21 protein-coding genes and 2 pseudogenes are annotated in these 20975 nt (G+C 58.3%); 14 read left to right on the top strand and 9 right to left on the bottom strand.

What is annotated here, in order from left to right; all coding sequences use genetic code 11:
• Window positions 1-184: 184 nt before the first annotated feature.
• A complete protein-coding gene (locus tag ACVWZF_RS11690; protein WP_244349857.1) occupies window positions 185-274 on the top strand; it encodes a cytochrome b6-f complex subunit PetN in 90 nt (29 codons plus the stop codon).
• Window positions 275-365: 91 nt separating this feature from the next.
• A complete protein-coding gene (locus tag ACVWZF_RS11695; protein ID WP_011434030.1) occupies window positions 366-527 on the top strand; it encodes a hypothetical protein in 162 nt (53 codons plus the stop codon).
• Window positions 528-550: 23 nt separating this feature from the next.
• Here the strand turns inward: ACVWZF_RS11695 and ACVWZF_RS11700 are convergent, their stop codons facing one another.
• The 3 genes from ACVWZF_RS11700 to ACVWZF_RS11710 all read right to left on the bottom strand — a co-directional run bounded on the left by ACVWZF_RS11700 (window position 551) and on the right by ACVWZF_RS11710 (window position 4426).
• A complete protein-coding gene (locus ACVWZF_RS11700; RefSeq protein WP_011434029.1) occupies window positions 551-922 on the bottom strand; it encodes a DUF309 domain-containing protein in 372 nt (123 codons plus the stop codon).
• Between the two features lie 4 nt (window positions 923-926).
• Entirely contained in the window at window positions 927-3431 is a 2505-nt protein-coding gene (locus tag ACVWZF_RS11705) for a sensor histidine kinase (RefSeq protein WP_457411525.1), read from the bottom strand.
• 215 nt (window positions 3432-3646) lie between these two features.
• Window positions 3647-4426, bottom strand: a complete 780-nt coding sequence (locus tag ACVWZF_RS11710; protein WP_457411546.1) for a TatD family hydrolase — start codon at window positions 4424-4426, stop codon at window positions 3647-3649.
• 475 nt (window positions 4427-4901) lie between these two features.
• On the opposite strand from ACVWZF_RS11710, the gene ACVWZF_RS11715 reads away from it, so the two are divergent.
• Window positions 4902-5489 carry a thioredoxin family protein gene (locus tag ACVWZF_RS11715; protein WP_041437584.1) on the top strand — a complete coding sequence of 196 codons (588 nt, stop codon included), beginning with the start codon at window positions 4902-4904 and terminating at the stop codon, window positions 5487-5489.
• On the opposite strand, the gene hisN is transcribed toward ACVWZF_RS11715, so the two are convergent.
• On the bottom strand, window positions 5474-6322 hold the full coding sequence (gene hisN, locus ACVWZF_RS11720; RefSeq protein ID WP_457411526.1) for a histidinol-phosphatase: 849 nt from the start codon (window positions 6320-6322) through the stop codon (window positions 5474-5476). The two genes, ACVWZF_RS11715 and hisN, sit on opposite strands and share 16 nt — an antisense overlap.
• 35 nt (window positions 6323-6357) lie before the next feature.
• Between hisN and ACVWZF_RS11725 the strand changes: the two genes are divergently transcribed.
• Complete coding sequence (locus tag ACVWZF_RS11725) at window positions 6358-6984, top strand: biotin transporter BioY (RefSeq protein ID WP_457411528.1); 627 nt, start codon at window positions 6358-6360, stop codon at window positions 6982-6984.
• Window positions 6985-7151: 167 nt separating this feature from the next.
• On the top strand, window positions 7152-7592 hold the full coding sequence (locus ACVWZF_RS11730; RefSeq protein WP_457411529.1) for a hypothetical protein: 441 nt from the start codon (window positions 7152-7154) through the stop codon (window positions 7590-7592).
• Window positions 7593-7885: 293 nt separating this feature from the next.
• On the opposite strand, the gene ACVWZF_RS11735 is transcribed toward ACVWZF_RS11730, so the two are convergent.
• The gene (locus ACVWZF_RS11735; protein ID WP_011434021.1) at window positions 7886-8002 is read right to left on the bottom strand and encodes a photosystem II reaction center protein I; all 117 of its coding nucleotides are present in this window, start codon (window positions 8000-8002) and stop codon (window positions 7886-7888) included.
• Between the two features lie 386 nt (window positions 8003-8388).
• On the opposite strand from ACVWZF_RS11735, the gene ACVWZF_RS11740 reads away from it, so the two are divergent.
• Window positions 8389-9348, top strand: coding sequence for an alpha/beta hydrolase (locus ACVWZF_RS11740; RefSeq protein WP_457411531.1), 960 nt, complete (start codon window positions 8389-8391; stop codon window positions 9346-9348).
• Window positions 9349-9373: 25 nt separating this feature from the next.
• Window positions 9374-10360 carry a porphobilinogen synthase gene (hemB, locus tag ACVWZF_RS11745; protein WP_457411533.1) on the top strand — a complete coding sequence of 329 codons (987 nt, stop codon included), beginning with the start codon at window positions 9374-9376 and terminating at the stop codon, window positions 10358-10360.
• Here hemB and ACVWZF_RS11750 read toward each other — a convergent pair.
• The gene (locus tag ACVWZF_RS11750; protein ID WP_457411547.1) at window positions 10357-10914 is read right to left on the bottom strand and encodes a slr1601 family putative cell division protein; all 558 of its coding nucleotides are present in this window, start codon (window positions 10912-10914) and stop codon (window positions 10357-10359) included. The genes hemB and ACVWZF_RS11750 overlap by 4 nt on opposite strands.
• Before the next feature lie 220 nt (window positions 10915-11134).
• Here ACVWZF_RS11750 and ACVWZF_RS11755 point away from each other — a divergent pair, with 220 nt between their 5' ends.
• Complete coding sequence (locus tag ACVWZF_RS11755; RefSeq protein WP_457411549.1) at window positions 11135-12328, top strand: RNA-guided endonuclease InsQ/TnpB family protein; 1194 nt, start codon at window positions 11135-11137, stop codon at window positions 12326-12328.
• A gap of 229 nt (window positions 12329-12557) precedes the next feature.
• The gene (gene thyD, locus ACVWZF_RS11760; protein ID WP_457411535.1) at window positions 12558-13484 is read left to right on the top strand and encodes a thylakoid membrane protein ThyD; all 927 of its coding nucleotides are present in this window, start codon (window positions 12558-12560) and stop codon (window positions 13482-13484) included.
• Window positions 13485-13508: 24 nt separating this feature from the next.
• Here thyD and ACVWZF_RS11765 read toward each other — a convergent pair.
• Both ACVWZF_RS11765 and secA read right to left on the bottom strand, forming a co-directional pair.
• Window positions 13509-13692 (bottom strand): annotated as a pseudogene (locus ACVWZF_RS11765) (hypothetical protein); the annotation flags it as partial.
• 81 nt (window positions 13693-13773) lie between these two features.
• Window positions 13774-16641, bottom strand: coding sequence for a preprotein translocase subunit SecA (gene secA, locus ACVWZF_RS11770; protein ID WP_457411537.1), 2868 nt, complete (start codon window positions 16639-16641; stop codon window positions 13774-13776).
• 246 nt (window positions 16642-16887) lie between these two features.
• On the opposite strand from secA, the gene ACVWZF_RS11775 reads away from it, so the two are divergent.
• The 5 genes from ACVWZF_RS11775 (at window position 16888) to ACVWZF_RS11795 (ending at window position 20471) form a co-directional block, all read left to right on the top strand.
• Window positions 16888-17202: a TatA/E family twin arginine-targeting protein translocase gene (locus ACVWZF_RS11775; protein WP_457394579.1), complete on the top strand. Its 315-nt coding sequence runs from the start codon at window positions 16888-16890 to the stop codon at window positions 17200-17202.
• A gap of 3 nt (window positions 17203-17205) precedes the next feature.
• Window positions 17206-17466, top strand: coding sequence for a hypothetical protein (locus ACVWZF_RS11780; protein WP_414413462.1), 261 nt, complete (start codon window positions 17206-17208; stop codon window positions 17464-17466).
• 293 nt (window positions 17467-17759) lie between these two features.
• Window positions 17760-18590, top strand: coding sequence for a formyltetrahydrofolate deformylase (purU, locus tag ACVWZF_RS11785; RefSeq protein ID WP_457411550.1), 831 nt, complete (start codon window positions 17760-17762; stop codon window positions 18588-18590).
• A 128-nt stretch (window positions 18591-18718) separates the two neighbouring features.
• A complete protein-coding gene (locus ACVWZF_RS11790) occupies window positions 18719-19336 on the top strand; it encodes an IS607-like element ISSoc2 family transposase (protein WP_457411538.1) in 618 nt (205 codons plus the stop codon).
• Window positions 19224-20471 (top strand): RNA-guided endonuclease InsQ/TnpB family protein, encoded by a 1248-nt coding sequence (locus tag ACVWZF_RS11795; RefSeq protein WP_457411551.1) that lies wholly within the window; start codon window positions 19224-19226, stop codon window positions 20469-20471. Before ACVWZF_RS11790 ends, ACVWZF_RS11795 begins: the two co-directional genes overlap by 113 nt.
• A gap of 10 nt (window positions 20472-20481) precedes the next feature.
• On the opposite strand, the pseudogene ACVWZF_RS11800 reads toward ACVWZF_RS11795, so the two are convergent.
• Window positions 20482-20859 (bottom strand): annotated as a pseudogene (locus ACVWZF_RS11800) (ABC transporter ATP-binding protein); the annotation flags it as partial.
• Window positions 20860-20975 lie beyond the last annotated feature (116 nt).

Here is a 20975-nt window from a genome sequence, read left to right on the forward strand (position 1 = left end):
AGGACTTGGGTCATGGTTCTATCATAACTTCCGCATTCCTCCCGACACTGACCCTACGGGTACAGTGCGGGGCTCCTGCGATTTCTAGCTGAAAACAGGTGTTCGTAGATGTCCGTTGACAAGGGATCTCCTCTCGTAAAATGGGATCACCTCGAGATAACCCCTCTTTAGCTGGGCTAGACCTATGGACATCATCACCCTTGGCTGGATTGCCGTCCCCACCTTCTTCGTTCTTTCCATTGCCCTGGTGGTCTGGGGGCGCAACGGCATGTAGTTTGTCATGCCTGGATTGAGCCTCACATCCATCTTGCATTCATCTTGTTGTTCCTGCCGCCGATATTGACGGGGTTACCCCCGCTCACACCATGGAAACCGATCTTCCCTTGGTCGCCCGCATCGCCTACGGAAGCATCTTTTTGCTGTTGACAGCCGTAACCCTGGGCGTTGGCTACATTACCTTCATCGACTGGCGGGATCGGCGGCGACGCAACGAAGTTGAGCGCAAAGCCCGTCGCTCCAAGCGCTAGCGCCGCTGTTGGGCCTGCTCAGGTCAGTCTTCAACCCAACTCAGGGTGGGGATGGCCAGGTAAGGCAGGGGATCCTGGGGTTGCAGTTGAGAAAGATGCCGCAGGATGCCCTGGTTAGCCTGCCACAGGGCTTGCACATCCCATCCGGCGTAGGTGGGCAGAAAGTCCGCCAGCTTGCGGTTAGCTTCCCCCAGCAGGATCATGCAGCCGCGGCGGTTGCCGTTTTGCAGGTGATAGTAGGCCACGGCGGTTTGCAAAAGCCCCTGGTAGAAGCGCCGCTCTGGATCCACTGCCTCCATCCACAGGGCCTCTAGGGTGTCGTGGCAGGCGTAAAATTCCCCCCGGTTAAACTGCTCGGCGGCCAAACGCAACGCTTCTGAGTGGGCATTGCTCATGTGGCTAGGCACAGTTGTGGGCTAGGGGTGAGGTCTGCACAGGCAGGGATCCCTGCGGCAGCACCAGGGTAAAGCAGGTTTTGCCTTGAGAACTCTCCACCGAGACGCTGCCCCCCAGCCGCTGCATCCACTGCTTGACCAAAGCCAGGCCCAGGCCGGTGCCGCCCCGCTTCCAGGGATCCCCGCTGGGAATGCGGTAAAACTTCTCGAAGATGCGCTCCCACTCGCTGTGGGGAATTTCTACTCCCTCGTTGATCACCCGAATTTCCACCTGCTGCGGGCCAGAGCGCTGCGCTGTTACCCAGATGTTGCACCTTGGGGGAGTATACTTGCAGGCGTTGTTGACCAGCTCCTGCACCACCCGCTCCAGGCCGCCCCGATCGGTGAGCACCTTGCCCACATTTGGCGCAATCTGCCACTGCAACCGTTGCTGGTTGGCCTGGGCCCGCTGTAGAAACGGCTCCAGCACGCTGGGCAGCCAGGTTGCCAGCGGCACTTCTTCCAGATGGAGCGTTTTGGATCCCTGCTCCAGCCTCTGCAGATCCAAGAGATCGTTGACCAATTCCGCCTCCCGCTCACACTCCTGCTCCAAAATCTTGAGATATTGCTCTCGTTTTTGGGGGGCGCGGGCGGTTTTCAGCAGTTGGATGGCCATCTTCATGTTGGTGATGGGGGTGCGCAGCTCGTGGGAGACGGTGCTCAAAAAATCATCTTTGAGGCGGTTGAGGCGCTCCAGCTCACCAATTTGCTGCACAGAAGCCTGGTAGAGGCGGGCCTGGCGGATGGCAATGGCGCAGTGATCCGCCACCTGCTGCACCACCTGCACCTCCAGTTCATCAAAGCACTTGGCTGCCGGCTTCGCCAGCCAGAGATCCCCCAGCACCCCTTGGTCATCCCGCAGCGGGCACACCAGCAGGGTCAGCCCTTCCCGACGGGGGATCCAGCCCTGCCCAGGCAAGTGGCAGAATTGCACCGCTTGACCCCCTTGCAGGTGCCGGTAAAGATCGGGGTAGTCGGCCAAGGTCAGGGTGATCCCACCGGCAGGTGGTAGAGCAGAGGTGTATTCATAGCGCACCGTCGCCTGGCCAGATGCCCAATCGTAGAGACAGAGATCGCAACCTTGAATGGGCAACCCCAGAGCCAATTCTTGCACCACTGCCCGCAGGATCTGGGCTTCCTCCAAACTGCTGCGCACCTGGTCGGTGACCCGCTGCAAGAGGGCATCCATAGCCAGAGATCGCTGCAGGGCCGCCGTCCGCTCCTGCACCTCCTGCTCCAGACGGGCGTTGAGGGTTTGCAACTGCCGGTAGAGCTGATTTTGCGTAATGGACAGGGCCAAATGTACCCCGACCCGACTCATCAGCTCTTGCTCTGCAGCTGACCAAGCCTTAGGCTCGTCAATTTTCAGCTCCCGCCAGGCAGCAAAAGAGATCAAAGGCAGTTCTTGTCTGGGATCCCCCTGGGTAAACCAACGGTAGCCCGCCCAGTGGGTTTCTTGGTAAACGGCCCCGCGAAACACGCTCAGCCAGCCCACCGGCTGGTCATTCCAGGCGAGCTGGGCCACCAGCAGGCCACGAATGGGTGTCTGCTTCATCTGCTCTTGCAGCTCCGGCCATTTCTCCAAGTGGGAGAGCGACCACATCTTGACCCAGCCCCCCGCTCCTCCGGCCCTTCCGAGCTGCTCCTGTAGCCAGGTGTCGTAGCTGGCCGGGGGTTGCACGCCATGACAACAGAGGGTGTCTGCGCCCATAAAGTGGATCCGCAGCCGTGCCCCGATCCCCTGCAAACCGGCAGCAAGCTGCTCCAGCACCGTGGTCAAGGTCGTCTCCGGGTGTAGGGGCGAATAAACCAGGGCAGCAATTTGGTTGATTAGGCGTTCCTGCTGCGCCTTTTGCCGCGCTTGCTCCAGCAATTCCGCCTGAGCAATGGCAATGGAAACTTGATCCGCCAGCAACTGCACCACCTGCAGCTCTTCTTGGGAGTAGGGACGAGGCTCAGCATGATGGGAGACCAACAGCCCCCATAGCTCCTGGTGATGCATCAGGGGAACCACCAAGGAAGAGGCCACCCCCATGGATTTCAAATAGTGAACATGGCAGGGATCCACGGGCCGCTGCAGCGGCTCGCCCAGAGGAACCCTAGCAGACAACCCCCAAGACTCCGGCTGGCTGATGGAACGGCTCTGCGCCTCTACATCCACAATCACCCGCACCTGAGCTAGGCGAAACAACCGCCGCGCCTCCTCGGGAATGTCCCCTGCCGGAAAAGTCAGCCCCAAGAGCGAGGGCAGCCGCTCCCCGCCTCGTGCTTCCGCCACCACCGTCCCATGCCCTTCCGGGTCGAAGCGGTACACCTTCACCCGATCCGTACCCAAAAAGGCGCGCACCTCCTCCACCGTCGCCCTCAGGATCTGATCCAGCTCCAGGGATTGCCGAATCTGGTGGGTGATGCGGTTGATGAGGGCATCTCGGCTGGGTCGAGCTGCGGCAGCCCACGTTTCAGTATCCATAGTTGCAAGCCCCTAGCCCCTGGAATTAGCGGAAAGTACCTAAAAATACATCCCTTTTTTCCAGCATAGGATGCCCTTGAGAAGAGCAGTCGGAGTTCAAAAGAAAAGTTAAAGAAAAAGTTAAAAACGGTAACTCAGGGTTTCCCGGGTTGGAATCGCCTGAGATCTGGAGCCGGGAATGGCCTACGGCTCACCCGCGCCCTCGGAAAGCAGAGCTAGGGGAGAGGCAACCGAAACAGGCGAGCAGCGTTCTGGCTGGTTTCTTCTGCCAGTTTTTCCGGTGGGATCCCAAGCAGCTCCGCCAAGGTTTGGGCCACCCGCTGCACATAGGCCGGCTCATTGCGTTTGCCGCGGAAGGGGGTGGGAGCCAGAAAAGGGCAATCGGTTTCCACCAAAAGCTGGGATAGGGGCACCTCCAAGGCCGACCGGCGGACAGTCTCGGCATTTTTGAAAGTAACAATGCCGCTGAAGCTAATGAAGCAGCCCAGCTCGACAAACAGCCGCGTCTCCTCCGGGGATCCGCTCCAGCAATGCATCACCGCCCGCACTGGCCCCCCCGTGGCCATGGCCTCCTTGAGGATGGCGTAGGTGGCTGCTGCCGCCTCGCGGCAATGGACGATCAACGCCAGATCCTGCGCTTGGGCAATGGCAATCTGGGCCCAGAAGGATTCTTTTTGCCGCTCGATATCCGCCGGGTTGGACTTGTAGAAATCCAGGCCCGTCTCCCCGATAGCCACCACTCGCTCGTCGCTGGCGGCCAGGTGGGCGATCTTTTCGGCCAAATCGGGCTGCCACTGGCCCGCCTCCAAAGGGTGCAGCCCCACCGACAAAAATACTTCCGGATACTGGTCGGCAATGGCCTGCAACTGGGGGAATTCTGCCGGTGTTACACAAGAATGCACCAAACGCCGGATCCCCGTCTGACGCCAGCGCTCGGCCACTTGGGGCAGATCCGCGGCAAAATCGGGGTAGTTGAGGTGGACGTGAGTATCCACCAAAGGAGCAGCAGGTAAGACGGCGGTGCTCAAGGCTCAGCTCCCCAACAATCTTGTTGCCAACCTTATCCAATTGTAAAAGCTGTCCCCGGCCTGCTTGGGATCCCTTCCGGCGCTCCCGTTTGCCGGCAAGATCCCCTTGCGACGGCTCCTGTGGGAGCATGCCTCTAACCCCCAAAACCCTGAACTTTGCTGAATTTACTGAGCTTTAGGCGGTTTGGCAAAAGTCATTGAGAGGGATATAGTAGACCAAGTTTCCCCCTGATCCTTGAGTCCACCGCAACGGTTGCCGGGAAGTGAAGGGGGAAAGCGCTCGGGGGGTATTCCTCAGGGCTTTGCGGGATACCGCCTTCCTGCTCAGAGATAGGCAGGATGCGATCGCTTCTTTCCTGAACCATGTTCAGGAGAGTTCAGCGTGAATGTATCAGCAGGATGATCCACAATGATTGAGGAAACCTTACGCCGGAGGTTTGTTATGGCCCGTACCCCCTCAACCATGCTGCCTTTGGGCACCCCAGCCCCTGACTTCAGCCTGCCGGATGTGGTGAGCGGCCAAACCATCTCCCTCTCCACCTTTGCCGACAAGCCGGCCCTGCTGGTGATGTTCATCTGCCAGCACTGTCCCTATGTGAAGCACGTGCAAGAGGAGCTGGCCCGCCTTGGCAGAGATTACAAGGATCGCGGCGTTGGCATTGTAGCCATCAGCGCCAACGATGTGGAGAAATACCCGGATGACAGCCCAGAGAACTTGAAGAAGATGGCCGAGACCTTGGGCTTTACCTTCCCCTTCTGCTACGACGAAACCCAAGAGGTGGCCAAAGCCTTCACCGCCGCCTGCACCCCCGACTTTTTCTTGTTCGACGCGGATCGCAAGTTGGTCTATCGGGGTCAACTGGACGACAGCCGTCCCAGCCTGACCGATGTGCCGGTGACGGGCAAAGATTTGCGGGCGGCGCTGGATAACCTTCTGGCCGGCAAGCCCATCGATCCCGACCAAAAGCCCAGCCTGGGCTGCAACATCAAGTGGAAACCTGGCAATGAGCCTGCTTATTTCGCTGGGTAGATCCCGCTTTTTTGAATCGCGGCCAGGGCCTGTCGATGCAAGCTGGGGTTGGCTGCCGCCAACACTTCTCCCGTGGAGGTGCGGGTTAAGGGATCCCCTCGCCAATCGGTAATCACGCCACCGGATCCCTCAATCACCGGCACAAGGGCAGCAAAATCGTAGAGGGCAAGGCCACACTCCATCACCAGATCCACACAGCCGCTGGCCAGCAGGCCGTACTGGTAGCCATCGCCCCCATAGGAGGTAATGTGAACTGCTTGGCTGAGCCCCTGGAAGCACCGTTGTTGGTCGGGTTGGGTGAACAAATCAGGGGTGGTACAGCTCAAGTAGGCGCGGCTGAGGTCGGTATTGGCCTTGGTTTGAGCAGCCTGTCGGTGAGAGGGGGTCATCCATTGGGTGGGTTGTCCCCGCACCCCCAGCCAGCGTTCGCGCAACACCGGCTGATCGATGATGCCCAAAATGGGGCGGTCTTCTTCCAAGAGGGCAATCAGAGTAGCAAAGGTGGGCTTGCCGGTGGAAAAGGCGATGGTGCCATCCAAGGGATCCAAAACCCAAGTGTAGAGGGATCCCGTCTGGTGAAAACCAAACTCTTCGCCAAGGATGCTGTGTTCTGGCACTTGGGCCATCAGCAAAGCCCGCATAGCTCGCTCTGCCTCCCGGTCGGCCACCGTCACAATTGGGGAGCGGGCCTCTTTGTATTCGGCTTGCAGTTCTCCGCGAAACAGGGGGCGAATCACCGCTCCGGCAGCATCGGCCAGGGCCTGGGCCAGTTCAATCCACTCTGCCTTGACCACCTTTTGCCCACCCCATCTGCCCCTTCCCTTTCTTAGCATAGGGAAAAATTTCCTCTCGGTTTATGCGGTCTGGCTTGCTCTTAACTCCTCTGGAATGGCTTTGGACGGCGATTGGGGTCCTCCTGACCATTTTGGGCACCCTAACCCATTTGAGTTTTCCGCCCGGGCTGCCTGGGTTGGGGGGATACAGCTTCTCGCTGCAAATTGGGGGCGTGTTGCTGACGGCTTGTTTGGCGGGGCCGGTGGCGGCGGTGTGCGCCCAGATCGTCTACCTAGGGTTGGGGCTGGCAGGGCTACAGGTGTTTGCCCAAGGGGGAGGGTGGCAGTACCTATACCAGCCTGCCTTTGGCTACTTGCTGGGGTTTCTGCCAGGAGCCTGGGCCTGCGGGACAATTGCTTTTCCGCAACGGGATCCCTACCCTTCTCCCCCGGCCCGCCAACGCGCTGCCGATGCCAAGCGGTGGGCAGGAGGGATCCCTGACTCCCCGGTGGGCCTCCAAGAGTTGGGATCCGGCAGCTTGGTGGCTTTGGCCTTGGTTCACCTGACCGGGATTCTCTACCTTTTGGCCACACAACCCTGGAATGGGGAGTTGCTGAGGTTGATAGGGCTTTACTCCGGCTATACTCTGCCGGGACAGCTCATCGTGGCCAGCTTTGTTGCGGTGATAGCGTTGCTGTTGCGGCGCTTGCTGCTGCTCTGAAGCAAGGGAATCAACTGTGCGCAAAGGCCCATGCAGATTTGGGTCGGGGCGCCTCCTTTCTCAGGCTGCGGCGGCAGAAAGTAACTTAGAGCTGTGCCGCTCAAGCGGTGGTACAGATTCTGGTCAAGTCTTGCCAGGATGGATGGGTTTGCGTGAGGAACTGCGGGATGCAACGGACTGCTCTCACCCTTTTGGCCACTGGCCTTTTGGCCACTGGGCTGGCTGCTTGTGGAGATGGCGGCAGCTCAGGGGGCTCGATCCTGCCCCCACCCCAAGGCCCAACGGTTTCGTTTATCAATGCGCCCACCTCGGTGCGGGTGGGCACCTCCACGCCGGCCTTCACGGTGCAGGTGAGTGTGCCCGGCGGTGCTCGTCCAACGCAGTTCATCGAGCTGGAAACTTTCAACCCCAGTGGCGTGCGCGTGCAAAGGGAATTCTTCAGCCCACAGCAGGCCGGCTGTAACCCTGGGGCCACCTTTTGTAGCTTCAGTACCGATTTCCGCGTTGCCCTCGGGGATCCCATCGGCGTTTGGCAGTTCCGGATTACCGCGTTTGACCAACAGAATCGCTCCGGATCCCAGACATTGCTGATTACCGCCTTCCAGTGAGCCAGCCGAGTTGCCAGCTTTGAGGCGAGGCCATTCACTCCAGAGGGGAATGGCCGCCACAGGTCGTGCCAGCGGGACGGAGTTGCAACAAGACTGAATCTCGCTCACCGCTGCTGCAACCCATGACCAGCAGCAACTTTGTCGCTACCCCGCCAGCAGGAGCTCCCTGGGCATCCGTTCTCCCATAGCTAGGGCAACCAGCAAGTTTCGGCAAAAACAGGGCCAGAGGCATGCTCCCTCAAGCGATGAGCCAGTTATCACTGGAGTTCGCAAGCTGCCCAAGGCGGGATCCCCTACTCCAGGTCTCGACGGTTGGGGTTGCGGGAGGGGTCGTTGCTCAAAAAACCAAACACAAAAAGCCCCACAAAAAAGATGACAACCGCGTAAACAGAGATTTTCAGTAACAGCATAGTTTCAGCAACCCGTTTCCGACTGAGTGAACTGATGAAGCGATAAGGCAATCGTAAAACAAGGGTGAACCACCCCAGAGAGGGGATCCCGTTCAACCTGAGACCCCGCAAAACTTCTTCACAACATCATACCTCTCAGAGGGCCTTTTTCCCGCAAATGGCCCCAGTCTCCCCCCGAGAGATCCTTTCATCCCATCCTCAGAAAAGGCTGCAAAGCCCGGCATGTCGGGGATCCCCGGCAAGAGCAGAGATTGTTAAGAAATATGCTGGGCTGGAAACAAAGATTGCAACTCATCAGCGGCGGCAGCGCTCGCGGGCGACTGGGACATAGGAAGATAGGATTTGTGGCTTTGCCGGGTCTTGCCGGACGTGTGTTGGATTTGCCCATGCCTTTTGATCGGTTAGGCCACTTAGAGGTTCTGGATGGGCGGTCGGGAGCTCAGCCGCAACCTTCGTCGGGGATCTATCGGCCCCAGGAGTTGCTGCTTTCCGATGGGATCCCGGCTTTTCTGCACCACTGGCCCCAGGGATCCCCTTGTGGAAGGGTGTTGCTTTTGCACGGCAAAGGGGATCACGGCGGCGGGTTTTGCCCTTTGGCCGGCGAGTTGGCTGCTCAAGGGTGGGAGGTTTTGGCTCCCGACATGCGGGGATTTGGTCGCTCCGGCGGGATCCGCTGCTGGATCGACCGCTTCAGCCAATATCAAGCGGATCTGGAGAGGATCGCCCAGCAGGTCTGGCCGCAGAAAGGGATCCCGCAGATCTGGTGTGGGTATAGCGCGGGGGCCAACTGGGTTACGGAATATGCCCTTGCCCATCCCGGCCAGGTGCAGGGCCTGATCCTCATCTCTCCCGCTTTTCGCATCGACCACTATTTCACCCCTTTTACCCACGCCCTTCTGCAAGTTTTGGACAGGGTTGCTCCCCAGCTGGCCTTAACTGGCCTCTACGAGCCGGCGCGGGTGACTTCCCTACCCGAGCAGCAAGCCGCCTTTGCGGCGGATCCCTACATGTGCGGTGTAACGCGGGCCAGATTCACAGCCGAACTGGTGCGCAGTGGACAGCGCTGCCTCGACCAAGCCCATCGGCTCCGCCTGCCGGTTTTGCTGCTTTACACCTCTGCCGATATCGTCGTCAATCCTGCCGGAGCTGTGGATTTTGCCCGTCGGCTGCCCCAGGGAGAAATCCACGATTTTCCCCAGTCCCGCCACGATCTTTTACACGACTGCCAAGCGGAAGCGGTAAAAGAGACCCTTCGCCGCTGGCTGGCTCGGCATTTCCCCTCTGCCCCGGATGTCGCCTCTCGCCGGACGACCAGCTCAGCCCCTACCGACCTCATGGCAAAATAGAAACGCCCTCTTTCCTGCTGCTCCCATGAGCCAAGACCTGATCTACCGTCCCCGTCGGCTGCGGCGCACAGAGGCCTTCCGCCAGATGGTGCAGGAAACCCACCTGCGGGTGCAGGATCTGATCTATCCCCTGTTTGTCATGGAGGGGGAGAACCAGCGGCAGGAAGTGGAGTCGATGCCCGGCTGCTACCGCTACACCCTAGACCTGCTGCTAAAGGAGGTGGAAGAAGCCGCTCAACTGGGGATCCCGGCGGTGGCCCTGTTCCCGGTGGTGCCGGAAGAGAAAAAGGATCCCACCGGGCGGGAGTGCTTCAACCCGGAAGGCTTGATCCAGCGGGCGGTGCGGCGGATTAAACAGGAAATTCCCGAGATTTTGGTGGTAACCGATGTGGCCTTGGATCCTTACAACAGCGACGGCCACGACGGCATTGTGCGGGATGGGGTGATCCTCAACGACGAGACGGTGGAAGTTTTGGTCAAGCAAGCCCTCTCCCAAGCAGAGGCGGGAACCGACATTGTGGCCCCCTCGGACATGATGGATGGTCGCGTCGGCGCCATTCGGGAGGCCCTGGACGACCAAGGCTATACCGATGTGGCGATCCTGGCCTACTCTGCCAAATATGCCTCTGCCTTCTACGGTCCCTTCCGCGATGCCCTGGGATCCGCACCCAAATCGGGAGACAAGAAAAGCTATCAAATGGATCCCGCCAATGCTCGGGAAGCCATCAAGGAAGTGGAGCTGGACGAAGCCGAGGGGGCGGACATGGTGATGGTGAAGCCGGCCCTGGCCTACCTGGACATCATCTACCGAGTCAAGGAATCAACGGATCTGCCCGTGGCCGCTTACAACGTCAGCGGCGAGTACGCCATGATCAAAGCCGCCGAACAAAAGGGCTGGATCGACGGCAAAAAAGTGATGTTGGAATCCCTGCTGGCCATGAAGCGGGCTGGCGCCGATATCATCCTCACCTACTTTGCCAAAGAGGTGGCCCTGCTTCTCAAACAATCCTAGCTACGGCCTGGCAGGCGACTGGGTGGACTGCCCGATCCAGGAAGGGGGGCGTCCTTCTCATCGTCCGCCACCAGAGTACTGGGATCCACCAAACGCACCTGAATTTGATTGGGCGGCACCCGATTCAGCCGTTCCTTGATCAGGGCCTCTTGTTGCAAGGGATCCATACCCCGATCCACCCCCTCCTGCAGCCGAGAAATCCGAGTGGACAAGACCTCGATATGCCGCTCCAGAACCTGGAGCCGGTGATGCTGGGCCAACTGCACCGGCAAGAGGCGATACAAACCACTGAGGGCAGCCACCGTAAACAAGACATTCACCCCGATGTGACAGGCCATCTCCCAGACTTGAGGCTCGTGGCCAGGTTCTTGCCGTCCGCGCCGGCGGGAGCGCTGGACAGGGATCGTCCGCCGACTGGAAATTGGGGGAGAAGACGGAGATCCTTGCCTAGGGGGAAGGTTTGCTCGCACCAGGGATCCCTGCCCTTGGGAGCGATGCACTCGTGGAGCAACAGAGATGTCCAGCCGCGGCCCAGCAACCTGCTCTGCACGCATAGACACGTGGCGAGCCGGGGTACGGGAAGAAGACTTGGGTGTCACGGGTGAAGGGAAGAAAATAGGGGGACGATGAACCACCTCTGCTGCCAAGAAGCGCAGCTAGGGCCTATTGAAGCCGATTTTTCCAGGTGTGTCAGCTTACTAGCGCAGGAGCCCCGCACTGTACCCGTAGGGTCAGTGTCGGGAGGAATGCGCTTTGATGAAGTACAATGAACTTATGAGCCAAGTCCTGACCATCTCCTGCAAGCTCAAGGTGTCCCAGTCGCAAGCCGCTAAATTGGACGCGACGATGGATGTCTTTGTGCAGGCATTGAACTGGGTCAACCAGAACACGCCGGAGAAGATCGTCAACGCGGTCAAGTTGCAATCCCTTTGCTACTACGAGATTCGAGCTCGGTTCGGCTTGTCCAGTAATCTGGCCCAGCAGGTCTGCAGACGGGTGGCGGGCGCTCGCAAAGTGGCGAGACAGCGCAACCGTCCGGTTAAAGAGTTCAAGCGTAGGTTCGTTACCTACGATGCACGTATCTTCTCATTTCGCGAGAAAGACTGGACGGTGTCGCTGACCACGGTGGAAGGGCGAGAGCGCTTTGAACTAGCCATTGGCAACTACCAGCGTGGAATACTGGCTGGTTCCAACCCCAAAGCCGCCACCCTGGTCAAGCGGGAGGACGGCTCCTATTACATCCAGATTTGCGTAGAGGAGAAGCCACCCAAGCAACAAGATGCCGACAAGGTGATCGGGGTGGACTTTGGAAGGACGGATATCGCTCATACCTCAGAAGGGGACAACTGGAATGGACAGCAGTTGAGCCGAGTTCGAGACCACTACTCCCGATTGAGGGCGGCACTCCAACGTAAAGCCAGTAAGGGCACACGCAGTTCGCGGCGCAGATGCCGTCAACTGTTGCAACGGCTGTCTGGCAAGGAGAGACGCTTCCAAACGTGGGTCAATCATCGCATCTCCAAAGCTATTGTCTCTAGGGCAAAAGCTACCAACAGCGCTATTGCTCTGGAAGACCTGACAGGGATCCGTGAAAGAGTCAATCAACAGCCACGCAGCAAGACAGAGCGTAGGCAGGCCAACAGTTGGGCGTTCTACCAACTGAGGCAGTTTCTGGAATACAAGGCGAGAGTTGCGGGGGTGACTGTGGTGCTGGTGCCGCCCGCCTACACCAGCCAGACCTGCCACAAGTGCCTGCACATCCATCCCGACCCTGCGCAATCCTACCGCAGTGGTAAGTCGTTCAAGTGTGGACACTGTGGATGGGAAGGGGATGCGGACTTTAATGGTGCGAATGTGATTGCGCTTTTGGGGGCTGTCGTAAACCAGCCTAGAGGTTCGGGCCTGTTTTGTTCTCTGGTAGAGCAAAGCAGGCTCAGGGCTGCTGAAAGCCCGCTCCGTACCGCTTAGCGGTCGGAGTCGGGTAGTTTACGCTTTGCCGCAAAACATTTTTATTCTTGGGCTTTCTTGGGCTCTGCCACTTCGCCAAGCTCAGCAAACGGATGGCGGGATCCCAGGCAATGGCCAACGCGGGGCAGGAAACGCGCTAGGCTAGAGGTTCGAATAGCGGAAAGGCTCTGCACCGTTCAAAGGACAAGGGCGGCACAGGGCTTGTGCAGATGCAAGTCGGATCCACATCATGCGCATTGCCATCACGGGGGGGAGTGGTTTTATCGGGCGTCGCTTGGTGGCCCGTTTGCTGGAGCAAGGGGATCAGGTTTTGGTCTTGACCCGCCGCCTGGAGCAGGCCCGCCGCATTTTGGGGGAATCCCCCAACCTCAAGCTGCTGCCCTACGATCCCCACCAACCGCAAGCCTGGGCAGCCGCCCTGGAAGGGTACGAGGGGATTGTCAACTTGGCCGGAGAGCCTTTGGCTTCTTCTCGCTGGACAGAGACCAAGAAAAAAGAAATCCGTCGTAGCCGTGTGGAAACCACCCAGGCCCTTGTCCAAGCCCTCGCCTCCCTCAACCAAAAGCCCCAGGTGATGATCAGCAGCTCGGCGGTGGGTTACTACGGATCCCATCCGGCAGGAGAACCCTTAACAGAGACGGATCCCCCGGCCCAAGATTTTCTGGCAGAAGTCTGTCAAGCTTGGGAAGCTGCCGCCCGGCCGGTTGAGGAATTGGGGATCCGTTTGGCCATCGTGCGCACAGGGATTGTGTTGGGGCCGGATGGAGGAGCGCTGGGGCAGATGCTGGCCCCCTTTCAGTTCTTTATCGGCGGAACGATCGGCTCCGGCAAACAATGGCTGTCTTGGATCCACCGCGAGGATTGGGTGAGCTTGGTCTGCTTCCTGCTGGGGCAGGGATCCGGAGTGTTCAACGCCACCGCTCCCAACCCGGTGCAGATGGAAGAGTTTTGCCGAACCTTAGGCCAGGTCTTGGGTCGCCCCTCTTGGTTGCCTGTGCCGGAGCTGGCGTTGGAACTGCTGTTGGGCGAGGCAGCTCAAGTGGTTTTGACGGGGCAGAAAGTGATCCCGCAAGCGGCTTTGCAGATGGGCTTTACCTTCCAGTACCCACAACTGAAAGAGGCATTACGACAGATCCTCCTGATACATTTACGCTGAACACTGCTGAACATCACTGTTCAACTATGCAGCGATAGCATTCTGTTTGTTTCCAACCAGAATGGCGGTATCCCGCAAAGCTTTGAGTAGAATACCCAAAGCGCAGTTTCCGTGTCGTCTTACTACCAATTTTCTGCTTTGCTTTGGCTACCATGTTGGCAGACTCGAAAGTAAACAGAAAGATCAACTGGTAGTAATCCGTACTGAACATATTATACATTATTTTCAGTATAGTTGAGCTTATCATTGACTAGAGTCATGCTCCCCCGCTGACTTCTCTCTACGCCAATTATTCTTCCGTGAAATCGGCTTCCATCACCCCTGAAGCAGAGCTGGGATCAGGGCTGGCAGCCGCAGTGGGTGCCGGAGCCGGTCGCGCCGCCTGGGGCACTTGCACAATCTGGGGCGTAAAGATGAATAGGTTGTACACCGTGTTGCGGCGGATGTTGTCCATCATCTCCAGGAACAGCTCGTAGCCCTCGTTCTTGTACTCGATCAGGGGATCCTTCTGACCGTAGCCTCGCAGGCCCACAGCTTCCCGCAGCGCCTCCATCTGCTGCAGGTGTTCCCGCCAGAGGGTGTCCACCTGTTGCAACAGGAAAAAGCGCTCTGCCTTGCGCATCAAACCGGGCTCAAAGGTATCCAGAAAAGCCTCTTTGGCCTCATAGGCCAGTTCTGCCTGCTTGATCAGGTAGTCCAAGATCTGCTCGTAGGAGAGATCCCGCAGATCCTCAACCTTGAGGTTCTGCTTCAGGAGCGGCACAAACTCCTGCATCTTGGCAGTCAGCTTGTCGATTTCCCACTCTTCCGGGGGCAGCTCTGGGTTGACATGCGCTCGCACGATCTCGCCAACGGTTTTGCGCACATAGTCAAGGATCTTGGTCTTGAGGTTTTCCCCCTCCAAGATGCGCCGCCGCTCTGAGTAGATGGCCCGCCGCTGGTTGTTCATCACCTCGTCATACTCGAACACCTGCTTGCGCATGTCGAAGTAGTACACTTCCACTTTTCTCTGCGCGTTCTCCAGGATGCTGCTGGGCAGCTCGATGGGCATATCCTCCTCCACCCGGAACGTGTCCATGAGCTTGGCTACCCGCTCGCCACCGAAAATCTTGAGCAGGTTGTCTTCCAAGCTGAGGAAAAACCGCGAGGAGCCGGGATCCCCTTGTCGCCCGGCGCGGCCCCGCAGCTGGTTGTCGATACGGCGGGATTCATGGCGCTCCGTACCGATCACATGCAGGCCCCCCAGCCTCACCACCTCTTCGTGCTCAGCCTCAGTAATTTTTTCGTACTCGGCTTTGATGCTGTTGTAAACCTCCCGCAGTTGCAAAATTAGCGGATCCTGCACCGGCGCTTTCTCGGAAGCTACTGCGATGAGATCCTCCACCACCAGCTCTGGCAGACGGTTCAGCCCATACTTGGTCACGGCTGCTGCCACCACTTCGTCTAAAGCTTGGTTGGTGCGGGCCGACAGCTCACAGGGGTAAAAATTGGGGGAGACCACCGTCCAGGATTTTTTCGGCTTGGGTGCTGTCCCACCAAATCCCTGGCCACCCCCCCGTCCCACCATCTGAACGGATCCCAAGGGGTTGTCGGCGTCCAATTGAGCCAGCTTGGGCATCAGCCGTTCCCGCAGCTTGAGGCGGGCCATGTACTCCGCATTGCCTCCCAAGATGATGTCCGTGCCTCGACCGGCCATGTTGGTAGCAATGGTTACAGCGCCTTTTCGCCCCGCCTGGGCAATGATCTCCGCCTCCCGCTCCACGTTTTCTGGCTTGGCGTTGAGGAGGTTGTGGGGGATCCCCATTTCCTTGAGCATGGCCGAGAGGCGTTCGGATTTTTCCACGCTGGTGGTGCCCACAAGGACGGGGCGCCCCTGGGCGTGCATGTGGGCAATTTCCTCGGCAACCGCCTGCCACTTGCCCCTTTCGGTCTTGTACACCAAGTCGGGGGCATCTTTGCGGCGGATGGGTCGGTTGGTGGGGATCACCGTAACTTCCAGGTTGTAGGTTTTGCCGAACTCGGCCTCCTCAGTGCGAGCCGTGCCCGTCATGCCGGAAAGCTTGGGATAGAGCAGAAAAAGGTTTTGGTAGGTGATGGTGGCCAGGGTTTGGCTCTCGCTTTGAATCGGCACCCCCTCTTTGGCCTCCACCGCCTGGTGCAGCCCATCAGACCAGCGGCGGCCGGGGAGCACCCGCCCGGTGAACTCGTCCACGATCACCACCTCTTGATTGCGGACGATGTAGTGGACATCCTTGATGAAGAGCTCTTTGGCCTTCACCGCGTTAAAGACAAAGTGCGCCCAGGGATCCTTGGGATCAAACAGGTCAGAGACCCCCAGCAACCGCTCGGCGGCTTCAAACCCCTCGTCGGTAAGGATGACGTTGCGGGCTTTTTCATCCACCTCATAGTGTTCATCTCGGATCAGCTCCCGCGCCACCTGGGCTGCCCGCAGGTATTTTTCGGAGGGGCGAGCCACCTGACCGGAGATGATCAGGGGAGTGCGGGCCTCGTCGATAAGGATTGAGTCCACCTCGTCGATGATGCAGTAGTTAAAGGGCCGTTGCATCACCTCTTTGATATCGGTGGCCATGTTGTCCCGCAGGTAGTCGAAGCCCAGCTCGCTGTTGGTGCAGTAGGTAATGTCGCAGTTGTAGCTGCGGCGCTTTTCTTCGGGTGACATGCCCTCTTGCACTAGACCGACCGTCAGGCCCAAGAAACGGTGCACCTGCCCCATCCACTCCGAGTCCCGACGGGCCAAGTAGCCGTTGACGGTAACAATGTGAACCCCCTTCCCAGTCAGGCCGTTCAAGTAGGCAGGCAGGGTGGCGACCAGGGTTTTCCCCTCGCCGGTTTTCATTTCGGCAATCTGGCCTTCGTGCAGCACCATGCCGCCGATGAGCTGTACGTCGTAATGGCGCAAGTTCAAGACCCGCTTGGCGGCCTCCCGCACCACGGCAAACGCCTCCGGCAAGAGATCGTCCAGAGATTCTCCTCTGTCCAAGCGCTGGCGAAACTCTGTGGTCTTGGCCTTGAGCTCCGCATCCGAAAGAGAGGCGATCTCGATCTCCAGCGAGTTGATCAACTTGACGACAGGACGGTACTGCCGGATCTTCCGATCGTTAGGATCCCCGAGGAGCTTTTGTAGGGTTTGGAGCATGGGCAAGCCTAGGCCAATGAAGGACATTGATTGATTAACGATGCAATTCTACCATTTTGACTTGGCCGGCCAGGGAGAGGTTGGCCTGGATGAGCTGAGAGCAAAACACCAGAGCCATCGGATAGATGAGGAGAGCCGGCAGTTACTTGCAGTCCGCGGCGAGAAAATGTCAGTCTAGGGAAGGGATCCCGACCAAACCGTACTCTGCCGAGGCTCATGAATTTTTTGGGTGTTGGACTGCCGGAAATGTTGGTCATCTTTGCGGTGGCTCTCTTGGTTTTTGGGCCCCGCAAACTGCCGGAGATTGGTCGCACGCTGGCCAAAACCCTGCGCAGCCTGCAGGATGCTTCCAGAGAGTTCGAGGCGCAACTGAACAAAGAGGCCCAAGAGCTGGAGAAAGCCACCCGCGGGACAACGGCTGCTGCCACTCCCAAGGCTTCCCGAACAGCAGCCGCGGCTGAGCCCAAAGCCGAGTCGGTCGCCACAGCCGATACACCCACCTCAGAGATGGCTCCCCCCCCATCCGCAGCCGACGACGCTCAAACAGCAGACGCTGCCTAACCTATGGCCCGCTTCAACCCCCTTTGCTTCGGCCTGGAAATCACGCGCCTGTTCGAGCAAGGGCAGTCCTACTTTGCTCCTGCTAAGGTGGAGACCTGGCTGCGGCAGCATGGCCAAAACCCGTCTGACTATGAGATCTCGTTTCACCAGGAACTGCCCCCTGCCGGCTCTTCTGCGGCGATGTGGATTCGCATCGACTTGAAGCGTTGGGATGGCCAGCCGGTGGATCCCTGGCTGTTGGAAGCGATCAACCGGGTAGATTGAGAATGGATTGCTCTTGGGGAGAGCCAGTCCCCACAAAGTTGAGGCTGTTGTCTACCGATGCCCAGTGCCACCCTGTTGGTATCTTGCCGTAAACTACCCGACACCAACCGTCTAAGCGGTACGGAGCGGGCTTTTAGTAGCCCTGCAGTTAGCAAGCCAACCGCGAGCCTCTGGGCTGGTTTACAGCAGCCCCAATCGACCGTTACCAGTGCCTTGAACAACCGTTTCTGGTGTCCGCAGAATGATTATAGCATTCCTCCCGACACTGAGTCTACGGGTACAGTGCGGGGCTCCTGCAATTTCTAGCTGATCAAAAAGGTCTGGTAGCCAAGCTCTCCAGCTTCATCTACAGCTACGGCGGCAACATCATTCACGCCGATCACCATACGGATCCCGAGGCAGGACTGTTCTTGAGCCGCATCGAGTGGGACTTGGAGGGCTTCCAACTGGAGCGAGGGGAAATTGTCCCCGCCTTTTCGGGTATTGCCCGTGGGATCCAAGCCAACTGGGAACTGCATTTTTCCGACACTCGCCGTCGCATTGCGTTGTGGGCCAGCAAGCAAAGCCACTGCCTTTTGGATCTGATCTGGCGGCAAAGGGCGGGAGAACTGCCCGCCGAGATCCCCTTGATCATCAGCAATCACCCCGACCTGGAATCGGTGGCCCGCTCCTTCGGTATCGATTACTACCACATCCCCGTTTCTCCAGAGGGCAAAGCCGCAGCCGAAGCCCGTCAGCTCGCTCTCCTGCAGGAATATCGAATTGACCTGGTGGTGTTGGCCAAGTACATGCAGGTCTTGAGTGGGTGGCTGCTCCGCCAAGCCCCGCCGGTCATCAACATTCACCATTCCACCCTGCCCGCCTTTGCCGGAGCCAACCCCTACCACCGCGCCCATCAACGGGGGGTGAAGATCATCGGCGCGACTGCCCACTATGCCACCGAAGATCTGGACGAAGGGCCGATCATCGAGCAAGACGTGGTGCGGGTCAGTCACCGCGATACCGTTGCCGACCTCGTCCGCAAAGGCCGCGACATGGAACGCCTAGTCCTGGCACGGGCAGTGCGGTATCACCTGGAGAATCGGGTGCTGGTGTACCACAACAAAACGGTGGTGTTTGCCTGATCAGCCCGCGGGCGCAGCGTCGCTCAACGGGATCCCTTTCTGGTTTCGTAGGAGAGCATGACTCTAGTCAATGATATGCTGGACTATACTGAAAATAATGTACAGTATGTTCAGTATGGCTGCTTGGTATGGCTAGGTATGTAAAACCGAGAGAAGCGGCGGATTATTTTGGGGTGTGTCTCCACACTTTGAGGCGATGGGAACAGAAAGGCTGGATCAATGCAATACGTACACCATCCGGTAGGGCGAGAAGGTATGACCTCGACAGCTACATTGGCCTCCGGCCCGCTGACGCGAACAGAGCGCCCAAGAAGGACAAACGAGTCGTTTTGTACGCCCGAGTCAGCAGCCGAAGACAGAAACCAGACTTGGAGAGACAGATTGCAAGACTGGTTAACCTCTATCCTGGAGCCGAAGTGGTCGGAGAGGTTGGCGGCGGTCTCGACTTCAAAAGACCAAAGTTCCTTGCCTTATTGGAACGAGTTCGTGCGGGAGATATCGGAACGATTGTGGTCGCTCACAGGGATCGACTCTGCCGGTTTGGATTTGAGTTCGTTGAGTGGTACTGCCGTCAATACGGATGCGAAATCTTGGTTCTCGATGACGATCACCTTTCTCCCCAACAGGAACTGGTTGAGGATATCCTCACCATCCTGCACTGCTTCAGCAGTCGGCTCTACGGACTCAGAAAATATCGGGCTGCAATCGAGAAAGATACGGATTTATCCGGAGCCAGCGCTGGCTAAAGTCTGGAAGCGATGGCAAGCGGCGTGCCGGTACTGCTACAACCAAGCGATTGCCTATCAGCGTCAGCATGGTGCCCCAAAAACGGCCAGAAAGCTGCGGGACATCATCCTGCGCTCCGACCTGCCCGGGTGGGTGAAGGACGCCCCCTGCCACATCAAGCAGAACGCGGTCGTCGAGGCGTGGTTGGCGTTTCGCCGAAGCAAAGACGCGAGGTTTCGCAGTGTGCGGGACAGGTCGCATACGCTGCAGTTCAACGCCGGCAACTTTTGCGATGGGACGTGGTATCCGAAACTCACCCGAGGTTTGGCGTTTCGTGCATCCGAGGAGATGCCCAGAGAATGGGCACGCGGAACTGAGCTAATGCGGGTGAAAGACAGATGGTATGCCATCTTTCCTGAGCCTGTGAACGAGCAGTGTTCGCTAGCAAAGGGGGTGATTGCGCTTGACCCTGGAGTAAGAAGCTTCTTCACAGGGTTTGATGGAGCAGGTTTTGTAGATATCGCCAAGGGGGACTTTGGTAGAATCGCTCGGCTGTGCTACCACCTAGACGATCTGCAATCTAGGCTGAGTAAAGCACCGAGACTCAAGCGTAGGCGAATGCGGCAAGCGGCGTTTCGTCTGCGGGAGAGAATCAGGAACTTGGTGGACGAGTGCCATCGCAAGGTAGCGGCGTTCCTAACGGATAACTACCGATTGATATTCCTCCCCACTTTCGAGTCAGCCAAGATGGTTGCCAAGGCAGGGAGGAAGTTTGGTAGCAAGACAGCAAGGGCGATGCTCACCTGGGCGCACTATCGGTTCAAGCAGTTCCTGAAGTTTCAAGCCCAAAAGAAAAACGTGGTCGTCGTGGAAGTATCGGAAGCGTACACCAGCAAAACCTGTACCAAGTGCGGGCACATCCACACTAAGTTGGGTGGCGCAAAGGTGTTTAGATGCCCAAAGTGCAACCATAGGCTACCACGAGATTGGCAAGGCGCTCTGGGTGTTATGCTCAGAGCTTTGCGGGATACCGCCTTTCTGTTTGGACTCCGTCCCGCTGACGCGGTCGCGTTAGCGTCGCGTAGCGACAACGGAAACGGACAGAATGCTGTCGCTTCACCGTTGAGCAGTAATGGTCAGCAGTGTTCAGCGTAAATGTATCAGCCAAGATCTCGTCCTTCACCTCTTGGAAGGAAGAAGTGCGCTTGAGACTGTAGTCGCGCCGACTGGGGAAATCAACCCGGAGCTCCCGTTTCACCCGCCCAGGATGGGACGTGAGTACATAGATGCGCTGGGCCAGAAAGACGGCCTCTTCCACATCGTGGGTAATCATCAAAATTGAGGTGCGCGTGCGCTGCCAGAGATCCAGCAAAAACTCCTGCATCGTCTCCTTGGTTTGCACGTCCAAAGCGCCAAAAGGCTCATCCATGAGCAAAATCTTCGGCTGGGCCGCCAGAGCTCGGGCAATGGCCACCCGCTGCTGCATACCGCCCGAAAGTTGCCTGGGCAGGGCCTTAGCAAAACGCTCTAGACCGACGATATCTGACGATATCTGGGGAGAAGAAGTCATAAGCCCTGAAGTTCAGGTAACTGTGCAGCCAGCTTGAGAACAGCTGTTCGCTGGCCCAGATTCTGGAGTCGGGTTGAGATAAGCAGCAA

It is taken from the genome of Thermostichus sp. OS-CIW-30, assembly GCF_054060215.1.